The following is an 18,733-nucleotide window of genomic DNA, read 5'->3' as shown; positions in this document are numbered from 1 at the left end:
GAAAAAGCACCTGCTTCCCCAGGATAATTCGGAGAAGCAGGTGCTTTTATCACCAATAGGCATCAATTTATATATACTTAGATAGCGGTTTTTTCTAGCAATTATTTTAAAATTATATAGTATCCAATAAAGATGTACAGGCGTGTTGTTAGTATAAGCCTAAGTCAAGCGCCAGCGGTGGAGCGTTACTAACAACACGCCTAGAAAAAAATCTTTATTGGATTTCATATAGGTAATACCGGCACTATTAACCACCAGACTATATCACGCATATATTATAAGTAGTCTACGAGGGGAGGGTCTGAAATGGCCAATACTAAAGCTATTACAATCATTAATACACTGTTAGCCGATGTCAACGCCGTTATCCCCAATTTTACCTCATTGGTCAGTTCCTACCGGCTGCTTGTAGGATCAGCCGAGGAAATTCAGCGCACCCCGGGCGTGCCATTTGAGATATTTGAGCGGGCGGTTATCCGGTTTGACCGGGCTGGCACACTTATTGATATTTTACTTGAACTATTATGCTGCAAGATCGCTTTTAGCAGTGAATTATTGAGCATTACCTGCGCCCCGGTCGATTTGCTGCGGCTTTTAAGCAATTGCTGTTCGGCTGAAGATAACCCCTTTCACACTGCTGAACAAATTGTTTTGCTTGAAGCGCTCAGACAGACGCTGTTCTGCAATGACTCCTCATGTTTCGGCCCGCCGCCGGAAGGTATTACTCCACCGCACCCCCAACCACCGGCACCTTCTACACCGGTAAGTCCGTTCCCGCCCGCCAAGAATGTCATCCCCAGCGATCTCGAAACAACCGAAGAGTTGGAAACTGAAGCCAGTCTCCCGTTCGCATCCACTTCTCCGACATACAAGTATAAAAGTCCGTTAAGCCGCCGACACATATAGCTCCTAGAAAGCCTTAACCTCTCTAACAGTCTTCCAGCCAGCCATAAACCGGGCAGCTAGCGCATAAACCCCAGCGGTGATGATCATTACCGGCACAGTTGCCCCAACGACCAAGTCAAGCTTGACAAACTGGTAGTACATAACAACGCCTAATATCCAGATAATAACAGCTCCCCAATTGACCAGCAGTCCGTCGTCAGCCTGGCGGCGGCCAAGAATGAAGTAGTCGGCCAACAGCACCGCAAACAGCGGGGCAAATACCGAACCGATCGCATATAAGAAGCTTTCATATTGTTCGATGTCAATGACAATTGCCAGTGCTGCGCCAATCACCGTCATGACAAGCGCCAGTGTGCGTTCACTGGCTTTCGGTAACAGGTTGACGCAGGATACTCCTGCCGAATAAGCATCCAAAAAAGTGGTTGTAACCGTTGACAGCACCACAATGCCCAGCGCGGCCAGACCCAAATTGGCCGCCAGCATCATGGCTGCCGGGTCGGAGTCGCCGGCTATAATCGCCGCCCCCAGACCGATAATATACATCCAGCAGCTACCGATAAAGTAACCGAGCCAGCTGCCCCACGCTCCCTCTGATGTCTTCCGGGCAAACCGGGTATAGTCGGCAATGAGCGGCAGCCAGGACAACGGCATAATAACACTCAGCTCAAATGCCCCGCCGAACGTCATATCGCCTGACAGTTGTCTGGTGAAAAGTTCGCTGTTGGAAAATACCACGCCGCTGAGGACTACCGTCAGGGCAAACAATAAAATAACCGCCGCTGAATTGATTTTCTTCATTCCGTCCGTGCCCCCGGCAATCCACATAAAAATGAGGGCGCCGATAACTACACTCCACAGCGTCATATGATCGAACGACCACACCATTTTAGTAATCTGATTAACCGACCGGGCGCCGGCAACAATCATAACGGCCGTCCAGCCAATCAACTGCATAATGTTTAATATTGCAAACAAATAGGAACCGTATACCCCGAAGGAAAGCCGGGTAGTCATAATCGCCGGCAGCTTGGTCTGACTGCCGATTATACCGCCCAGCACCAGCAGCGTTGTGCCGGCAATGTGGCCAAGCACGATTGCAGTAGTCCCCTGGACAAACCCCAGCGGCGCCAACAAGCCGCCGGTAATGATTTCGGCAATAGAAACGGCAGCGCCAAACCACAATAGCATATAGTTGGTGCTAGTCACTGATCATCCCCGCCTTTTTATACAAAGTATAGAAATGGTGCGTAGGCCCTACGCCTTTGCCAATAGTCAATCCGTGTTCAATCGCTATGGTAATATATTCCTTAGCCGCATGTACCGCTTGGTCCACCGGCAGACCACGGCCAAGACCGGCAGCAATTGCCGCCGACAGCGTACAGCCTGTGCCGTGAGTATTTTTGGTGTCAATCCGGCGTGATTTGAGATAGGTATACTTTTCCCCGTCAAAGAAAACGTCTGTCGAATCACCGTCCAGGTGCCCGCCTTTCACAAGCACATGTTTCGGACCGAGGGCATAGATACTGCGTGCCGCCGCCTCCATCTCCTCAACTGTTGTAATTTTGCCTTGGGTTATGACCTCAGCTTCAGGAATGTTAGGTGTCACAATCGTAGCCAGCGGCAACAGCTCTTGCACCAGTGCGGCCTCAGCCGCCGGGTTTAGCAAGTGGTAGCCGCTTTTTGACACCATGACCGGGTCAACCACAACATTTTTTGCACCGTATTCTTGTAGTTTTGCGGCAATGGTCTTAATGGTATCAATCTGGGAAACCATGCCGATTTTGACGGCTGCAACCTCAATGTCGTCAAATATAGCATCAATTTGCTTGGCAATAACTTCTGGCGTAACATCCTGAACGGCAAACACACCTTGCGTATTTTGGGCGGTAATGGCCGTGATAACGCTCATACCGAATACGCCATGAGCGGCAAACGTCTTGAGGTCAGCTTGAATTCCGGCGCCGCCGCTTGAGTCTGAACCGGCAATGGTTAATACATTTTTCACAAAATCACTCTCCCCAAAAATTATAACTACTTGTGCACGTACATTGCGCATAAGAAGCGGGGGTTGTCCAAACCCAAAGTTACATTTTTCCCGTTCGAACAAAAAAAGAACGCCATCCAGTTAAGGAATGCGTTCTCTTATCCTACAAAATATCCCTCTAGCTTCCCTACGCTGGTACTATCCAGAATCAGGTTACAGGGTCAAAGACATTACAGGGTCTTTATCTCAGCCAGCCTACTCCAGCCCCCCTAGCCCACAAGCATATTAAACTGCCTTAATATTAACATATTTTTCCTTAAAAATCAAGCATTACCATATTAATTTTCATCCAATGACCAAGCCGCGCTAAAACTCCCCCTTCCACATGCGGGAGTTAAGAGCGGCTAAGTCTCTCTTTATGCCAGCTTCCTGTTATCAATTACCCGTTTGGCCTTACCTTCACTCCGTTCAATGGTACGCGGCGGCACCATCCGAACGTTGGCCTTGAGGTTGAGTACCGCCTTTAACTGGTTTTGAATTGCCTTTTCCAGCTTACCCATTCCGGCTGCCCCCAGGGTTGCATAACCTTCTTCCGTTGGTTCCACCACAACAGTCAGTTCATCCAAATTATTTTTCCGGTCTACGAGCAGTTGGTAGTGCGGCGCGGTAGCCCCCATGTCCAGCAGGACACTTTCCACTTGGGACGGAAAAACATTTACGCCGCGAATAATCAACATATCGTCACTACGCCCGGTCACCCGCTGCATGCTCACCCCGGTACGGCCGCAAGGGCATGGTTTGCGGGTAAGCGCGGTAAGATCACGGGTACGGTAGCGCAGCATGGGCATGCCTTCTTTTGTTAATGTTGTCAGCACAAGTTCCCCCACTTGCCCTTCAGGCAGTATCTCTCCAGTCTCGGGATCGATAATTTCCGGATAGAACAAGTCTTCATGCAGATGGAGGCCGTCCTGGCAGCGGCAATCAGTCGCTACTCCCGGGCCAATGATTTCACTTAAACCGTACACATCATAGGTCTTGACGCCAAACGCTTTTTCAATCTCCAGCCGCATACCGTCCGACCAGACTTCGGCGCCGCAAAATATCGACTTAAGTGGCAATTTGCCGATATCAATCCCCTGCGTCTGCATGGCCTCGGCCAAATGCAGCGCATAAGACGGCGTAGCCACTATGGCCGTAACGCCAAAGTCCTGCATCAGCATGGCCTGACGCAGCGGATTGCCTGACGATGCCGGTACGATAGCGGCGCCTGCTTTCTCGGCGGCATAATGCATACCAAGCCCCCCTGTAAACATGCCATAGTTAACAGCCACCTGGAACACCGATTCCGGCCCCAGGCCGCCGGCTACCAGCGTCCTGGCCAGCGACTCAGCCCACATATCCAGATCGTTTTTGGTATAGGCAACAGCAGTAGGCCTGCCGGTTGTGCCGCTTGAAGAATGAAATCTGGCAATTTGTTTAAGCGGTACGGCTAATAAGCCATAAGGATAATTATCCCGCATGTCTTGCTTCGTCGTCAGAGGAAGCTTGTTGATATCTGCAAGAGTCTTGATATCGTCCGGCTTTACACCGGCGGCCTCCATTTTGGCCCGGTAAAACGGCACATTACGATATACCCGGGCCACCAGTTCCTTTAGCCGGCCGAGTTGCAGCGCCTGCATAGCGGCAAGCGGCATGGTTTCCATCTCTTTATTCCAAATGTTCATTTGCTGATCCCTTCTTCCTTATCTTTTCCCGGCAGGCCGCAAATAAGCGCTGCTACCGGATAATAAAGCAACTGCGCGATTATGGTATTCGCCGCCGCTACTGTCAGCACCACCGGCAGCATGCCATAAAGGTATACTTTTAGCGGTAATCCGAGAATAAGTTTGGCCAGCGTGGTAAACGTCAAGCCGCTGGCCAGCGTACCGCAAAGCGCCCCGGCGGCCGGCCTAAGATCAACCCGCCCCAGCTTCATAGTAAGCGGCAAACCGACAATAGCCGCACACACCAACGCCCCTACAGGCTCACTGATTAGATTGCCGTAAGGAAAAACCGATTTGGAAGTGGCCAAACACAGCGCCCCGGCCACCAAACCTATGCCAACGGCCCGCCCGATAGACGGACGGAATAACACAATCGCCAGACAATACATCGCAATAATCCAATTAGGTGAGATCCCGGCGATACTCGGACTAACCAACCGCAAAATAGCACCGATGGCCAGCAGCATAGCCGATACTGCCGCCCAGCGGAACCGCCCTTCCTGACCGCTTTTGATCGTAAGCATTTCCCGTTTTTCTTCCATTGTCAAACCCCTCCCCAAATTAATTATGAGTTCCCAAAATATGAGGCCTAAAAAAATATAAAAACCCCGTCCCTTAAATTATGCATCAGCATAATTTAAGGGACGGGGTATAACCCGCGGTGCCACCCTTATTGACCATGACACAAAGTCCGGCCCGGCTTATCAAAGTACAGGACAAGACGTCCGATACCCGCTTCCTGGTAACGGCGGAAGAAATCCGACAGCGCCTACCCCGTTGATAACGGCTCGGACTGCATCTCCCAGGCCCATTCAACATACCGGGTGGCGCCAAACTCTCACTGCCATTGGCTCGCTGCAGCCCCGCTGCGCATGTTTACTCTTCCTGGTCATTGATTGTGGTTTTTATTATACTCTGTATATAGAATAGCAAGGGACGCGCACAAATGTCAATAGCGAAAATGCCGGCAGGTTTTTTTATTTTAAAAGCGAACAGTATACCGCAAAAGTTTCACTACCTTTTGTGAGGTGAACATAATGCCCCTGCTCCCCCGTGTTTTTACCCTGGTGATTGCAGTTATACTGCTATTCGTGCCCCCACTAGCCACTGCCGGCACTCCGGAACCGGCCCCGGTAACGGCTGCCGAATTAAAAATCTTCCAGCTCAAGCATCAGGATGTTATCGCCATAGCTTTTGAAACCTGCCTGCGGACAGCCAGTGTTCCTGACCCGCTAACCTTCAAACTCGAACCCAAGTTTCACGTAAATCAGCAAAATGGCCTGATAACCATAACCGCGGCAGCTCAGCCGGCGCTACCCGAACTCAACGGACAAACCTGCTTTGTGCAAACAATTTCCTCCATACGACTACAGCAGCTTACCGTCCAAGCGCCCACCCCCGGTCAGCTTACATTAACCGTTGCTTATAATAGCCGGACCGCTAAACCACGCATCACCACCGTCAAACGCAAACGCGTCAACCAGCCAGACAACACCACCGTTTACCGCACGTACCTTGTTTTAAAATTTGCCGGCATCCAAGCCGGCAGTCCGCCCAAAACCATTGTTATCGACCCGGGCCATGGCGGCAACGACTTAGGAGCTGCCAGCAACTATCTGTATGAAAAGGAACTCAACCTGGATATTGCGCTGCTGTCTTGCGATATTTTCCGTCAGCACGGCTATGACGTCTATATGACCCGGACGTCCGACACGAGGCCCGGACTGCTTGACCGGGCGGACGCCGCCAATATCCTGGAAGCCGATGCCTTTATCTCTATTCATAACAATTCCATGCCTGACAATATGCCGGCACCCGCCAGGAAATTGTACCGCGGCACCACTGTGCTCTATAACGCGGCGGCGCCAAAACCGGCTAAAGAGCTGGCTGCCATTATGGCTGATGAACTCTCCGGCGCACTTAGGATTCACCAGTACCCGCTGCAAGACAGACCGGGACTGGTAGTTCTTAATTCAACATGGGTACCGGCTGTCCTTGCCGAAGTAGCCATGATGCCCCATCCTCAGGACGCCAAAATGATTTCGCAACGCGTCTACCGGTTGGAAGCAGCGCAAGCTATTGTTCAAGCAACTGAAAAATACTTTAAAATCGCCGCATTGGCAACCGGGAGGCACTAGCATGAAATTTATAACTTTATCCAGGCATATAGCGCCTACCCTGCTGGCCCTGTCTCTTACCTTAACTCCGGCCTACTTCCCTGCCGCCCCGCCGGCAGGCGGCGTCGGCGCCGCCAATAGTGCCAACAACGGCCTGGCAACAGCCGATGCCGACGGCACAATTTATTATCTTGACCTGACCGGCGATATCTATGCCGGCGGCCAAGAAAAAATTTACCGGATTAAACCGGGCGACCCGGCCCCTGTTGCGTTATGTGACGATGAAGCCTGGAATCTTAATGTTTGTGGCAAATATTTGTATTACAGCAATTGGTCGGATAATCACCGTATCTACCGGCTCACTATTGACGGCACGGAAAAAACCAAAATCGGCGACCATCCGGCCAATCAAGTAACTTTAGCAGGTGATTGGCTGGTGTACATCAAGTGGACAAATAATCGTTCAGCGCAAGACAATAACATTTATAAAATATCGCTGGACGGCACTGTGGTGGAACAGCTTAACAGCGATCAATCGGAAAATTTAAACGTGGTTGATGATTGGGTGTATTATTTAAACGCTTCCGCCGGCTATAAGATCTATAAAATACGGCTGGACGGCACCAACCGCAGCAAAGTTACCGATGATCAGGCTGTATTCATGGCTGTGGCCAACGATACTATTTATTACAGCAACTATAGCGACGGTCAAAAGCTTTATGCCATCAATACCGACGGGGGCAACCGCGTCAAGCTGTCTGACGACAAAACCAGCTTTATCAACATCGCGGACGGATATATCTACTATACCAATGCTTCTGCCAACAACGCATTATACCGGATAAAAGCCAACGGCCAGGAACGCAAATTAGTATGCGATTTAGGCTCCGGACCGCTCCCCATCAACATTGTTAACAACATGGTTTACTACAATCGTCTGTTTTTACGACCGTAAAATCCACTTCCAAAAGCAGGAAAACATACCTGTCCGGCGAAAAATTCCTATATCGACACTCTCAAGGAGGAACCTGTTATGGTTTCCATCAGTTTTTTAAAACGCCTGCCGGCGGTATTAGCAGGCGTAATCCTTGCATTCAGTATATTGGCCCACGCCGCAGCGGCCAACCAATCCGGACCAACGGCCAACCCCGGGGCCCCTCCCGGGTATTTTGCTTTAAAGCCGTATATATTGCCGGCCAAATCTACGGCACTTGATAAACAGTTGCTGGCCATTATGGAAAAGTATAAAATCGTAGGTCTGTCAGCCACTGTTTTCCGTGACAATAAGATCGTCTGGAGCGGCGGCTACGGTTGGGCCGATCTTAGTACCGGCAGGACAGTAACCCCGGATACCCTGTTTCGGGTAGCGTCATTATCCAAGCTGGTGACAGCCACCGCCCTCATGCAACTCTACGACCAGGGGAAATTCGGCCTGGATGACGATATCGGCAAATATCTCGGCTACCGTGTGTTCAACCCCAAGTACCCGGATATAAAAATCACTTTTCGCCAGTTGTTGACACACACCTCCAGTATTGTTGACAGTGGCGCTTATGACGCCATTGTCGAAGAAAACCCCGCCTTGCTCAGGAAAATTGATATTAAGGATATGCTCACCCCTGGCAGTCGGTATTATACCGCCGCCACTTTCTCCGACGCTGCTCCCGGAACACAGTTTGGCTATTCGAACTTTGGCGCCGGTATTGCCGGGTCGCTTGTCGAAAAAATCTCCGGCATGCCGTTTGATCAATATTGCGCCAAATATATTTTTAAACCGCTCAACATGGATGCCGGTTTTGAGCCGGCGAATATCAAGAACTGGAAAAACATTGCCGTTTTGTACCGGCCGGATGAGCAACTAGTCAATTTCCGGCCGACCAAAGATAACTATAACAATAGTAAACCAGAACCGGCATCTGTCACCGCGCCGCTCGGCAGCGCGCTTGGCCGGTCGCCTGCAGGCGGACTGCGTTCCAGTTCGGTCGATTTCGCCAAATTTATGCAGGCCCACATGAACGGCGGCGTATATAACAAAACCCGCATTCTGAGAGCCGACACGGCCGATCTTATGCACAGCATGCAGTGGTTCGGCTATGGCCTGGACGGTTTATACAAACAAAAAGGATTAAACTTCCATATTACTGACGACCTTGTGCCAGGCCGGCGCCTGGTTGGTCATTCAGGCGAAGCATACGGCCTGTCGGCCGACGCTTACTACGACCCGGACAATAAATTTGGCATAGTTTTTATGATAAATGGCGCTAATCTCACTCAGGCCAATCCATATTACAGTGTTGAAAATTCTGTTGCCAAAACCTTGTTTGACACCTTTGCCCCAAAAAGTAGCGATAAACCTCCGAAAATAAAAGCTAAAGCAGGCACAAGCGTTATTACTGTTAATGACCGCAAAATCTTCCTGCCTGTCCCAGCAGTCGTCAATACGGCCGGTAAAGCCCAATTACTCTTCCTGCCGGCAATTTCGGCAGCAGATGCGCTTAAGACCGGAATTGCGCAATCTGGCGATACGCTGACTTTTACATATAAGCAAACTAAAGCCAGCCTAACTGTTGGCCAGACGGCCATAACCGTTAACGGCAAAGCCATCACACTGCCGCAGGCCCCCTATAAGTACAATGGCCAAATACTCATTCCCGTCCGGGAATTGGCGGCTGCACTCAATATTAACACTAAACTGAGCTTGTAATATTTCTGCGGGCTTCAGGCTGGCGGCTATAGACCTTGATAATTTGCGGTTAAGGACACATCCGCAGCCGTGACAGTATTAACGTTGTCTGACTCCCGCACCGCTTTACCGCTTAGACTGTGCTTTTGCCGGCCGCTAAGCAACGAATCGCCTTCCTCAGTGTAAGGACTGAGATCATCTTGACTGTCAGTTGACTCAACACACGAAATTCGCTCATTACGCCGAATTTCCAAACCTGAGCTTATAATCGCCGTTTCGACAGCGGCTACAATATAAAACAAACCTGTTAGCTGCCCGGACACCAAGGCTAGCGCTAAATGGACATGGTTTTCATGAGCCCGGCGCAGTGATTCTTTTTGGCCGCCAAGCAAAGTCCCGGTAATTCTGCCGCCGCCGGTGGCGGTCTGAATATCAATAAAATCCGGATTGATCAATAATTCATCCGGCAAATCCCGTTGCCCGGCAACCAGCGTATTGTACGTTTGAACGGCTTGCCATACGCGCCGGGCCGCTGCTTTATGATCAAGCGCCCCGCACTGGTGAAAGACATCCAAATGGTAAACAGCACCGCTATCTTGCCGTTGATAAAATACCTGCCCGGCATCAGCGTTGACCAGTATTTGCACATATTCAGGACTGTGCGCGTTAAAAGCGTGGACTTTGGTACTTAACACCGAACTTTGTCCAAGCCGCACACCGCCTTCCTGGTTAAGCGCTTCTCTGATAATGGCTGACGGCACAGCAAGTCGTTTCAGGTCCAGACCAGCATGACTGAAATTAAGACTATCAGCCATGAGGACAGGTATCTCGGATCACAAGCTGATCGTCAGGCAAACGGGTAATGGGTGTAGCCGGCCGGGGTGGCGCGATAATGGTTGTCGTCAGTGGGTCTATGAACCGTACTGTACCCGGACCGTTCTTACCACTGTCGTCATTGTCGGCGCCGCCGGAATACGGACGGCTCCCCAACGCTGCTGCCAACCGCGCCTTAAACTGCGACCACAACTCCGTCCAGTAAGAAGTGGCTTTAGGAGGTAATCGGAACAAATTCCGGTTTCCACTATGGCGGATCAGCCGGTAATACAGACTCATACGACCTTCGCCTCCTGAATTGTTTTCTTGTTATGTATTGTTCCCGTGGAACAGACCTACATGCAGTTGTCGGAAAAAATAAAAGCGGGATTGCTCCATCTGCGCTCGCAATGACAATGGAAAAGACATTATCCTCTCCAGTCATTGCGAGCGCTAGCGCGGCAATCCCGCTTTTGGTCACACTTTTATAAACTTAACTTATTCTTAATCCGCTCAATCGCTTCCTGCGTGCTTTCCTGACTGCCGAACGCCGTAAGCCGGAAATACCCTTCGCCGGCCGGGCCAAAACCGGCCCCGGGAGTGCCGACAATGTGGACCTCTGTAAGCAGTTTGTCAAAAAACGACCAGGAATCATACCCTTTAGGTGTTTTCAGCCAGATATACGGTGCGTTGACACCGCCGAAAACATCAAGACCGACGCTCTTTAAGCCTTCCCGGATGGTTTTGGCGTTCGTCATATAGTAGTTAATCAGTTCTTTAATCTGCTGCTGGCCTTCAGGAGTATATACCGCCTCGGCGCCACGCTGGATAATATACGGTACACCGTTGAATTTGGTGGTCTGCCGTCTATTCCACAGTTTATTCAAAGGATACCGGCTACCGTCCTTAGTCGACGCCATTACGGTTTTAGGCACTACGGTAAACGCGCAACGAGTGCCTGTAAAGCCGGCATTCTTCGAAAAAGTTCTAAACTCAATAGCTACCTCCTTGGCGCCTTCAATTTCATAAATGCTGTGCGGAATGCCGGGTTCCTGAATATAAGCTTCATATGCGGCATCATACAAAATGACAGCACCATTCTCCCTGGCGTAGTCTACCCATTTTTTAAGCTCTTCTTTAGATAGAGTGGTACCGGTAGGATTGTTGGGGTAGCACAGATAGATTATGTCTACCCTTTGCTCGGGCAGTGCCGGAATGAAATTGTTTTCAGCATTGCACGTAAGGTAAGTTACACCGGCAAATTTACCGCCGGCCAATTCACCCGTGCGTCCGGCCATAACATTGGTGTCAAGGTATACCGGGTATACCGGGTCAGGAATGGCGACTTTGTTATCAACGCCGAATATTTCCTGGATATTGCCGACATCACTCTTGGACCCGTCGCTGACAAACACTTCGTCTTCGTCAAGCTTGATGCCCAACGGGGCATAGTCGGTAGCAATAATTTTTTGAATAAGGAAGGCATATCCCTGTTCCGGACCATAGCCGCGAAATGTTTTTTCATTAGCCATCTCATCAACCGCAGCGTGCAAGCCGTCGATTACAGCCGGGGGCAGCGGTCTGGTAACATCACCGATACCCAGCCTGATTACATTAGCGTTAGGATTATCTTCTTTAAATTTAGCCACTCGTTTTGCTATTTCAGCAAACAAATAGCTTCCAGGCAATTTTAAATAATTGTCGTTAATTAAGGCCATGCTTGTGACTCCTCTCTGGTTTGGATAATTTGGCAGATTTTTTAATTTTCCCCCAAATAATAAGGTAAATGCATCAAATGCTGATATTTGGTATTATATTCTGCTATATGAATAGTTTTCCTTCATAATGACAAAAAAAATCACCGTTAATGCTCCCTTGTCCGTGTGGCATTAACGGTGCGGCCGTTATCGCCAAATGACCAGCGCCGCAGTAAGCGCCAGCATAAGAATCATAGCGGCATAATCAGGGGTACTGAGCGCGACATCGGCGGTAAATTGCCGTCGTCCCCGGCGGCCAAACCCTCTGAGTTCCATACTCATAGCCATGGTTTCCGAACGGGAAACCGCCCTGAGAACGAGCGGTTCAACAATAGCGACATAATCCATAAGCCGCTTGAGCGGGCTGCCGCGAAAAACATAGCCGCGACAAGCCTGCGCTTCACGCACAGCCTGGCTTTCTTCGAGAAAATCAGGCACAAACCGTAAGGCTGCGGTAAACATGAAAGCATATTCGTAAGGTATCCGGCACTGGTTAACAAGGGCGGCGGTCAAATCCTGCAGCCTGGTAGTAGCCAATAAAAATACAAAGATAATCGACATGGCAAACATTTTAAGCCCTGACATCAGTGAAAACTCTATACTGCTGCCAAAAGCGTACTGAATGGCTGCCAAAAGCCCGGCAAACACCGCCAAGCCGCCGGCGGCCTTAATGTGCTTGCCGGCGGGATGATACAGGGCCAGCAGCAGCAACTGGCCTCCCGCCAAGGCCAATTGCCCCGCTAATGTGGGGATTATGAGCGCCCAGACCGATACCACAGCCGTTAAAATAAGTTTGGTAAGCGGCGCAAGCTTAGGCATAACGTTCCCTCCCCTGCCGGATAGCTGAACCAAGCAATTCCACTAATTCTGCGGCGCTTTTGGCATGAACCCCCGGCAAACGCCGGCTAAGCGCCAAGGCTGCCGGCGGCACAAGGCCCCAAGCCTCAATATCCAGACTGCCGCCAAACAGTTCATCAGGCAAACCGTCAAACACTTTGCGTCCTTGGTCAAGCACAACCGCCCGCCCGGTATAACGGGCAATAAGTTCCATGTCATGGGTAACAAGTATTATTGTAATGCCTTCTTTATTAAGACTGGTCAACAAATTCATCAGATTTTGCGCGTCCCACGGATCCTGTCCGCTGGTCGGTTCATCCAGAATGAGCATTTTAGGCCGCATGGCCAACGCTGAAGCTATTGCCACTTTTTGTTTTTGCCCCCGGCTGAGCGAGCGGGGAAAACTGTCAGTCAGCTCCGTCAAGCCGGTCATACTGAGCGCCCAGTTGACAGAATTGCTGACATCATTCTGACTAAACCCCAACTGCTCGGGACCGTAGGCTACTTCTTTCAGCACAGTATCCCGGAAAATTTGGCGGTCCGGGTTTTGAAAAACATAGCCAATACTGCGGGCCATATCGGCAGGCGTTAAAGCTGCCGTGCTCTGACCCTGGAAATGAATGCTGCCGCCAACCGGCTTTAGTAGTGTCATCGCCAGCCGCGTGAGTGTTGTTTTGCCGCTGCCGTTTCTGCCGGCCAAAGCAACAAATTCCCCGGCCGTCACCGTAAAATTCACGCCGTCAAGCGCCTTTTTACCATTACCGTAAGTGTAGCTAACATTTTGTATATCAAGCAGTATTTCAGGCACTTTTCGCCACTCCTTCCGCACTTGCCGGTACGAGACTATTAAGTTCTTCAGCCGCCTGGCTTTCGGTCTGCCAATTGCCCAGCTTGATTCCGGTTTCCTGTTCAAGTGTAAACTTTATCGCCCAGAGCGGCGGCACACCTACCCTAAGTTCAGGCTGCTGCCACATAAACTCCAGCGCCTGGGGCAACATGCCGGTGAATTCCAGCTTCCCCCCCTTTAGCAACACTACTTTACTGGCATAGGGCAGCACTCGGGCCAGCTGGTGTTCAACCACCACCACGGTTTTTCCCCGGCGGTTCAGGTCTGCCAGCAGTTCATAGATGCCGGCCGCGCCTTCCGGGTCGAGGGCTGACGCCGGTTCATCAAATACGAGAATTTCCGGTGACATGGCCAATACGGCGGCAATAGCCAGCCGCTGTTTTTGCCCGCCGGACAACCCGGCCACCTCCCGTTCCTCCAAGCCTCCTAGCCCCACCATACTAAGTGCTTGGCTGATGCGCCGGGCGGCTTCACTGCGGCTAAGGCCGGAAGTTTCCAGACCAAAAGCCACTTCCTCGGCAGCCGTCATGGCTACTAACTGGCTCTCATAGTCGGCCAGCACCGTGCCGACTTGAGAGGCAATTTCGCCCATACTGCTTTGAGATGAATTGACGCCCCCAACCCGCACACTGCCTCCCTGGCGGCCGCCAAAGTAGTGAGGCACAACACCGGCAATAGCCAGCGCCAATGTGGTCTTGCCGGCGCCGCTGGGTCCGGTAATAACAGTAAACGAGCCCTTAGGAATGTCCAGAGTTATGTCGTCAAGAGCCAAGCCGCTGCCCGGATAGGCGTAAGAAAAACGGTCAAATTCGACAACCGCCATATTGATTAAGCCTCCTTGCCGCCAAACAGTCTTTGCGCCGGGAAATAGATCAGTTGGGTAATGGCCATATTAATTCCGGCCACAGCCAATACTACAGGCAGCATTCCGTAAAGATATACCGCTACCGGCAGAGACAGCGCCACTTTGAGAATGGTAATAAAGGTAAGACCGCTGGCCACAGTACTGATACCGGCCGTTATGGCCGGACGCAGATTGATGGTTCCTATTGCCAGCTTAAATGATGTGTGAACAATAAGCGCGCACACTATTGCGCCTACCGGTTCACTGATAAGGTTGGCATAGGGCAAAGCCGCCTTGGAAGTGGGAATGGCAACCGCGCCGGTAACCAGGCCAATACCGGCCGCTTGTTTAATACTTACCCGGGTAAGATTAATGGCAATGCAGTACATGGCAATGAGCCAGTTCGGGGTAATGCCGGCAACTGCCGGAGTAACTAATTTTAAAATGAGGCCGATAGCCAAAAGCAATGCCGTGACTGCCACCCAGCGGAACCGTCCCTCCTGTCCGGATTTTATTGTAATCATTTCTTGTTGTTTAGCTTCCATGTTAAACTCCCCTTTAATTTAAAAATACAAAAACCCCGTCGCTTAAACTACGCATTGTTACGTAATTCAAGGGACGGGGTGTATAACCCGCGGTGCCACCCTAGTTGACCGGTATACACCGGTCCGGCTCTGCTGGATACGGGACCCATAGTCCGATACCCGCTTCCTGATAACGGCGGAAGAATCCGACAGCGCCTACCCCGGCTAAACCGGCTCGGACTGTATCTCCCAGGCCCATTCGACATGCTGAGCGGCGCCAAACTCCCACTGCCATTGGCTCGCTGTGGCTCTCTAACCATGTGTACTCTTCCTGGTCATTGATGATCCAGAGCTATGTATTTGTTCACAGTATACCAGGAGACCGAGACATCTGTCAATTCCCTTTTATGATTTTAGTCGGCCCTGAGGGTAATATCCTCAATATCCTCATTGTTTTCAGCAAAGATGACCTTTCCGCTTACTGTTTTGCCTTTGAGCACAGCAGGCAGCCAGTAGCTGTCATCGGCCCACATATCCCGGTAAGGGATATCGGTCACATCAAACCACGCCGGCTTCATTTCCGGCGTTTCCCGCGGCTCACCCTGCCATGACCGGACAATATATATGTGCACATCATGATCAATATCAGGATCTGCCGGAAAAACAAACATCAGCCGTCCTGCATACTCAAGATCAGCCTCTTTAGTTATAAGGCCGCATTCTTCGGCCAGCTCACGCACAGCCGCCGCTACCGGAGTTTCTCCATCTTTAATTTTACCGCCAAAGCCGTTGTACTTGCCACAACCAAAACCTGCCTTTTTCATCCCGAGCAAGATACGCTCAGCCGGATTGCCTGTAACAGGCAGGCATAATGTCGTTGAACGCATGTTAGCCCCCCTTTTTTACTACAGCCGGAATACTTTCAGTCTGTTGGTAACAGTCGCGATGCTAAGCGGCAATGGCGGCCCCAGCTCACCGTCCAGATCGCTCTCTACCGGCTCATCACACTCGATATAAATATTGGCTGCCTGCAAATACCTAATGTGGTTGCTAAAAGTATGCCGCCCCGCGAAGATGCTTATAAATAGGCCCATAAGTTCGGAAATGCTGCATTTGTTAACTATTAACAAATCAAGTTTACCGTCGTCAATTTTGGCTTCCGGCGCCAGTGTGGGAAAACTGCCCACCATGCCGCTGTTCATAACCAAAAACAGCAAAATATCATCCTCGATGACCTGACCGTCGGCTGTCACTTTAACGTGAAGCGACCGGAAGCTGGGCAACTCACCCAAACCCTTAAGATAATAGGCCATTTTCCCCAAGGTATTTTTCAGCGAAATATCGACAGTATGGGCAACTGAAGTCAACAGGCCGGCACTGGCTACATTAAGAAAATATTCGCCATTGACTCTGCCGACATCAACCATCCGCCACATACCGCCGGTAATGGCGCTGAGGCAGCCTGGCAAGTGCCGCCCAAAATTCAAATGGCTGGCAAAATCATTGCACGTCCCACTGGGTATTATCCCCAAAGGGATGTCAATTTCTCCAGCCAGCATAGCATTGATTACTTCGTGTACGGTGCCATCCCCACCGGCCACAATAATACTGTCTACGCCTAACTCTTTGGCTTGCAGGATAAATGCCGGTATATCGCCTTTTTGTCTGGTCCGAAAAGCAATTACCATGCCACCGCTTAATTGCAGATATTCAATAACCTCATCAAGTCTGAACCTGAATTTGGCATCACCTGATACTGGGTTATAAATAAGTACATGCCTTTTCACAATATTCCCCCTTCTGGGGCAAAGTTAAAATTCAAGCCACTCGCCGTCAGCCGGTACTTGAACCCGGTCATCCAGCCGTTCTTGTCGTAAAAATTTCTTAAGTTCAATCCGGGTAAGCAAACAATGATTTATCGCTTCCATATGCATGACAACTACCTTGGCCGCCGGCGCATGATAACATACTTCATAAATATCCTGCGTCCCCATGGTTATTGGGTCGCCGGTATACGATTCCCCCTCTACAAACTATTTGCATTCTTTATCCAGATTATACCACATGACTATATATCCTGGCATGACCGGACAGAATATCATAAATAAAAAAACGCTAAACTTTAGAGCCTAGCCCCGTATCCCGGACTAGGCTCTGTTACCCTATTGGTACAGATAATACTGCTTGGACATCTCCTTAAACCGGGCTGCGGCCTCATCCCACCTGGACAAAAGTTCGGCCAACGGTACGCCCCAGCGCACATTGCTGTCGCCGGTATAAAGATCAATCATGGGCGCAGCGGCTGACCCTGACTGGTTAAAGGAAAATTTGCCGCTGCTCATTTCACTGATCACATACATTAGCGTCAAGCCTGTCCGCACTGCCCGGAAGGTTTGGCGGTCAGTAACATGGATCTGCACGCCGCCGCACAGCTGGCCCTGATATTTAACATCCACTTGCCTGGGAGTGAAGTATACCGGCCGGAAAACTGCCCCCGGCAGGCCGGCAGCATTCATACGCTCAGCCAAAGCGTTGGCATCAATCCACGGTGCGCCGACCAATTCAAATGGACGGGTAGTGCCAATACCTTCAGATACATTAGTACCGCCCAGCATGCCGGTACCGCTGTATACCAACGCGGTATCCGGAGTAGGAATATTAGGCGAGGTCATCACCCACGGCAAGCCGGTGTCGTTAAAATGCATGGCCCGTTGCCAGCCGGTCATCCGGATTACGACCAAATCACAATTAATCTTATATTCTCTGTTCATCAACAAAGCCAGTTCGCCGATAGTCAAACCGTGGCGGGCCGGAATGGGGTACATACCGATAAAGGATTCGAAACCAGGCTGAATAATATTTCCTTCGACAATTTCTCCGCCTACCGGATTAGGACGGTCAAACACCACAAATGTCTTGCCGTACTCTTTGGCACTCTGCATAGCATAAGCCATCGTATACATATAGGTATAAAACCTGGCACCAATATCCTGCATATCAAACGCCAGAATATCAACATTATCCAGCATTTCAGCCGTCGGTTTCTTGGTCCGGCCGTACAGACTATATACCGGTACGCCGGTACGCTCGTCAATATAGCTGCCCACATTGGCTCCAGCCGGAACATTCCCGCGAATACCATGTTCAGGCGAAAATAGCGCTACCAGATTGGTTTTGGCTTTCAGCACGTCAATCGTGCTCTGAAACCCGCTGGTCATGCCGGTTTGATTTGTAATCAGCCCTATCCGCTTACCTTGGAATAAGCCGAGATGTTTATCAATATTATCAATGCCTAAGCGTACTTTAACCGGGGCCGGAGGCTGAACTACCTGCCCTCCCGCCGTTTTAAGTTGCACTGACATTGCTTTCAGTTCTACCGTCGCGCTGTCATGAACACTCTGGCTGATCGGATAGCCAACATAAGTATTGTCCTGGCCGTCCAGCAGGAGCTTGTAGGATACCAGCTTTTCCCCGCCTAGATTAAGCTGAAACTTAATTTCCGGCCGCCTAAGCAAGGTGACTGTGCCGTCTTGGGGGGTAACCTGATAAGTAACTGTCGCCGCGCTGGCTTTGCCAGCATATTGCCCTGCCAGCGGCCCTACGCCTAATAAGATAATAATGAGCGCCACCAGACAGACAGCCATCAACCTGCTATTAA

General features: G+C 50.5%; 19 protein-coding genes, 1 riboswitch and 1 other annotated feature. Of the genes, 4 read left to right on the top strand and 15 right to left on the bottom strand.

Annotated elements, in window-relative coordinates; all coding sequences use genetic code 11:
• Nucleotides 1-306: 306 nt before the first annotated feature.
• Complete coding sequence (locus SCACP_RS00540; protein WP_425059511.1) at nucleotides 307-906, top strand: hypothetical protein; 600 nt, start codon at nucleotides 307-309, stop codon at nucleotides 904-906.
• Nucleotides 907-909: 3 nt separating this feature from the next.
• On the opposite strand, the gene cytX is transcribed toward SCACP_RS00540, so the two are convergent.
• From cytX to SCACP_RS00520, 4 genes are all read right to left on the bottom strand, one after another.
• Nucleotides 910-2,112 carry a putative hydroxymethylpyrimidine transporter CytX gene (gene cytX / locus SCACP_RS00535; RefSeq protein ID WP_425059510.1) on the bottom strand — a complete coding sequence of 401 codons (1,203 nt, stop codon included), beginning with the start codon at nucleotides 2,110-2,112 and terminating at the stop codon, nucleotides 910-912.
• A complete protein-coding gene (gene thiD, locus SCACP_RS00530) occupies nucleotides 2,105-2,911 on the bottom strand; it encodes a bifunctional hydroxymethylpyrimidine kinase/phosphomethylpyrimidine kinase (protein ID WP_425059509.1) in 807 nt (268 codons plus the stop codon). Before thiD ends, cytX begins: the two co-directional genes overlap by 8 nt.
• 146 nt (nucleotides 2,912-3,057) lie before the next feature.
• A riboswitch (TPP riboswitch) is annotated at nucleotides 3,058-3,171 on the bottom strand.
• Between the two features lie 135 nt (nucleotides 3,172-3,306).
• Complete coding sequence (locus SCACP_RS00525) at nucleotides 3,307-4,614, bottom strand: phenylacetate--CoA ligase family protein (protein WP_425059508.1); 1,308 nt, start codon at nucleotides 4,612-4,614, stop codon at nucleotides 3,307-3,309.
• On the bottom strand, nucleotides 4,611-5,195 hold the full coding sequence (locus SCACP_RS00520) for a tryptophan transporter (protein WP_425059507.1): 585 nt from the start codon (nucleotides 5,193-5,195) through the stop codon (nucleotides 4,611-4,613). Before SCACP_RS00520 ends, SCACP_RS00525 begins: the two co-directional genes overlap by 4 nt.
• Before the next feature lie 549 nt (nucleotides 5,196-5,744).
• Between SCACP_RS00520 and SCACP_RS00515 the strand changes: the two genes are divergently transcribed.
• From SCACP_RS00515 to SCACP_RS00505, 3 genes are all read left to right on the top strand, one after another.
• Nucleotides 5,745-6,791 (top strand): N-acetylmuramoyl-L-alanine amidase family protein, encoded by a 1,047-nt coding sequence (locus tag SCACP_RS00515; protein ID WP_425059506.1) that lies wholly within the window; start codon nucleotides 5,745-5,747, stop codon nucleotides 6,789-6,791.
• Between the two features lies 1 nt (nucleotide 6,792).
• Nucleotides 6,793-7,725 carry a DUF5050 domain-containing protein gene (locus SCACP_RS00510; RefSeq protein WP_425059505.1) on the top strand — a complete coding sequence of 311 codons (933 nt, stop codon included), beginning with the start codon at nucleotides 6,793-6,795 and terminating at the stop codon, nucleotides 7,723-7,725.
• A 78-nt stretch (nucleotides 7,726-7,803) separates the two neighbouring features.
• Nucleotides 7,804-9,474, top strand: a complete 1,671-nt coding sequence (locus SCACP_RS00505; RefSeq protein ID WP_425059504.1) for a serine hydrolase — start codon at nucleotides 7,804-7,806, stop codon at nucleotides 9,472-9,474.
• A gap of 26 nt (nucleotides 9,475-9,500) precedes the next feature.
• Here the strand turns inward: SCACP_RS00505 and SCACP_RS00500 are convergent, their stop codons facing one another.
• The 11 genes from SCACP_RS00500 to SCACP_RS00450 form a co-directional block, all read right to left on the bottom strand.
• Nucleotides 9,501-10,268 carry a hypothetical protein gene (locus tag SCACP_RS00500; RefSeq protein WP_425059503.1) on the bottom strand — a complete coding sequence of 256 codons (768 nt, stop codon included), beginning with the start codon at nucleotides 10,266-10,268 and terminating at the stop codon, nucleotides 9,501-9,503.
• The gene (locus SCACP_RS00495; protein ID WP_425059502.1) at nucleotides 10,261-10,566 is read right to left on the bottom strand and encodes a hypothetical protein; all 306 of its coding nucleotides are present in this window, start codon (nucleotides 10,564-10,566) and stop codon (nucleotides 10,261-10,263) included. Before SCACP_RS00495 ends, SCACP_RS00500 begins: the two co-directional genes overlap by 8 nt.
• Before the next feature lie 185 nt (nucleotides 10,567-10,751).
• Nucleotides 10,752-11,984 carry an LL-diaminopimelate aminotransferase gene (locus tag SCACP_RS00490; protein ID WP_425059501.1) on the bottom strand — a complete coding sequence of 411 codons (1,233 nt, stop codon included), beginning with the start codon at nucleotides 11,982-11,984 and terminating at the stop codon, nucleotides 10,752-10,754.
• A 186-nt stretch (nucleotides 11,985-12,170) separates the two neighbouring features.
• Nucleotides 12,171-12,842 (bottom strand): energy-coupling factor transporter transmembrane component T family protein, encoded by a 672-nt coding sequence (locus tag SCACP_RS00485; RefSeq protein WP_425059500.1) that lies wholly within the window; start codon nucleotides 12,840-12,842, stop codon nucleotides 12,171-12,173.
• The gene (locus SCACP_RS00480) at nucleotides 12,835-13,668 is read right to left on the bottom strand and encodes an energy-coupling factor ABC transporter ATP-binding protein (RefSeq protein WP_425059499.1); all 834 of its coding nucleotides are present in this window, start codon (nucleotides 13,666-13,668) and stop codon (nucleotides 12,835-12,837) included. The genes SCACP_RS00485 and SCACP_RS00480 overlap by 8 nt, the downstream gene beginning before the upstream one ends.
• Nucleotides 13,661-14,530: an energy-coupling factor ABC transporter ATP-binding protein gene (locus SCACP_RS00475; protein ID WP_425059498.1), complete on the bottom strand. Its 870-nt coding sequence runs from the start codon at nucleotides 14,528-14,530 to the stop codon at nucleotides 13,661-13,663. The genes SCACP_RS00480 and SCACP_RS00475 overlap by 8 nt, the downstream gene beginning before the upstream one ends.
• 5 nt (nucleotides 14,531-14,535) lie before the next feature.
• The gene (locus tag SCACP_RS00470) at nucleotides 14,536-15,096 is read right to left on the bottom strand and encodes a tryptophan transporter (RefSeq protein ID WP_425059497.1); all 561 of its coding nucleotides are present in this window, start codon (nucleotides 15,094-15,096) and stop codon (nucleotides 14,536-14,538) included.
• 66 nt (nucleotides 15,097-15,162) lie between these two features.
• Nucleotides 15,163-15,423: a binding site (T-box leader), on the bottom strand.
• Nucleotides 15,424-15,488: 65 nt separating this feature from the next.
• Nucleotides 15,489-15,962, bottom strand: coding sequence for an 8-oxo-dGTP diphosphatase (locus SCACP_RS00465; protein WP_425059496.1), 474 nt, complete (start codon nucleotides 15,960-15,962; stop codon nucleotides 15,489-15,491).
• An 18-nt stretch (nucleotides 15,963-15,980) separates the two neighbouring features.
• Nucleotides 15,981-16,862: a diacylglycerol/lipid kinase family protein gene (locus SCACP_RS00460; RefSeq protein ID WP_425059495.1), complete on the bottom strand. Its 882-nt coding sequence runs from the start codon at nucleotides 16,860-16,862 to the stop codon at nucleotides 15,981-15,983.
• Nucleotides 16,863-16,886: 24 nt separating this feature from the next.
• Nucleotides 16,887-17,069 (bottom strand): hypothetical protein, encoded by a 183-nt coding sequence (locus SCACP_RS00455; RefSeq protein ID WP_425059494.1) that lies wholly within the window; start codon nucleotides 17,067-17,069, stop codon nucleotides 16,887-16,889.
• A gap of 168 nt (nucleotides 17,070-17,237) precedes the next feature.
• On the bottom strand, nucleotides 17,238-18,719 hold the full coding sequence (locus tag SCACP_RS00450; protein WP_425059493.1) for an exo-beta-N-acetylmuramidase NamZ family protein: 1,482 nt from the start codon (nucleotides 18,717-18,719) through the stop codon (nucleotides 17,238-17,240).
• Nucleotides 18,720-18,733 lie beyond the last annotated feature (14 nt).

It is taken from the genome of Sporomusaceae bacterium ACPt (assembly GCA_041428575.1).
Taxonomy (GTDB): Bacteria; Bacillota; Negativicutes; order Sporomusales; family Sporomusaceae; genus Sporomusa_D; species Sporomusa_D carbonis.
The sequence above is the reverse complement of the archived record's forward strand: the minus strand, read 5'-3'. Positions and strand labels throughout refer to the sequence as shown.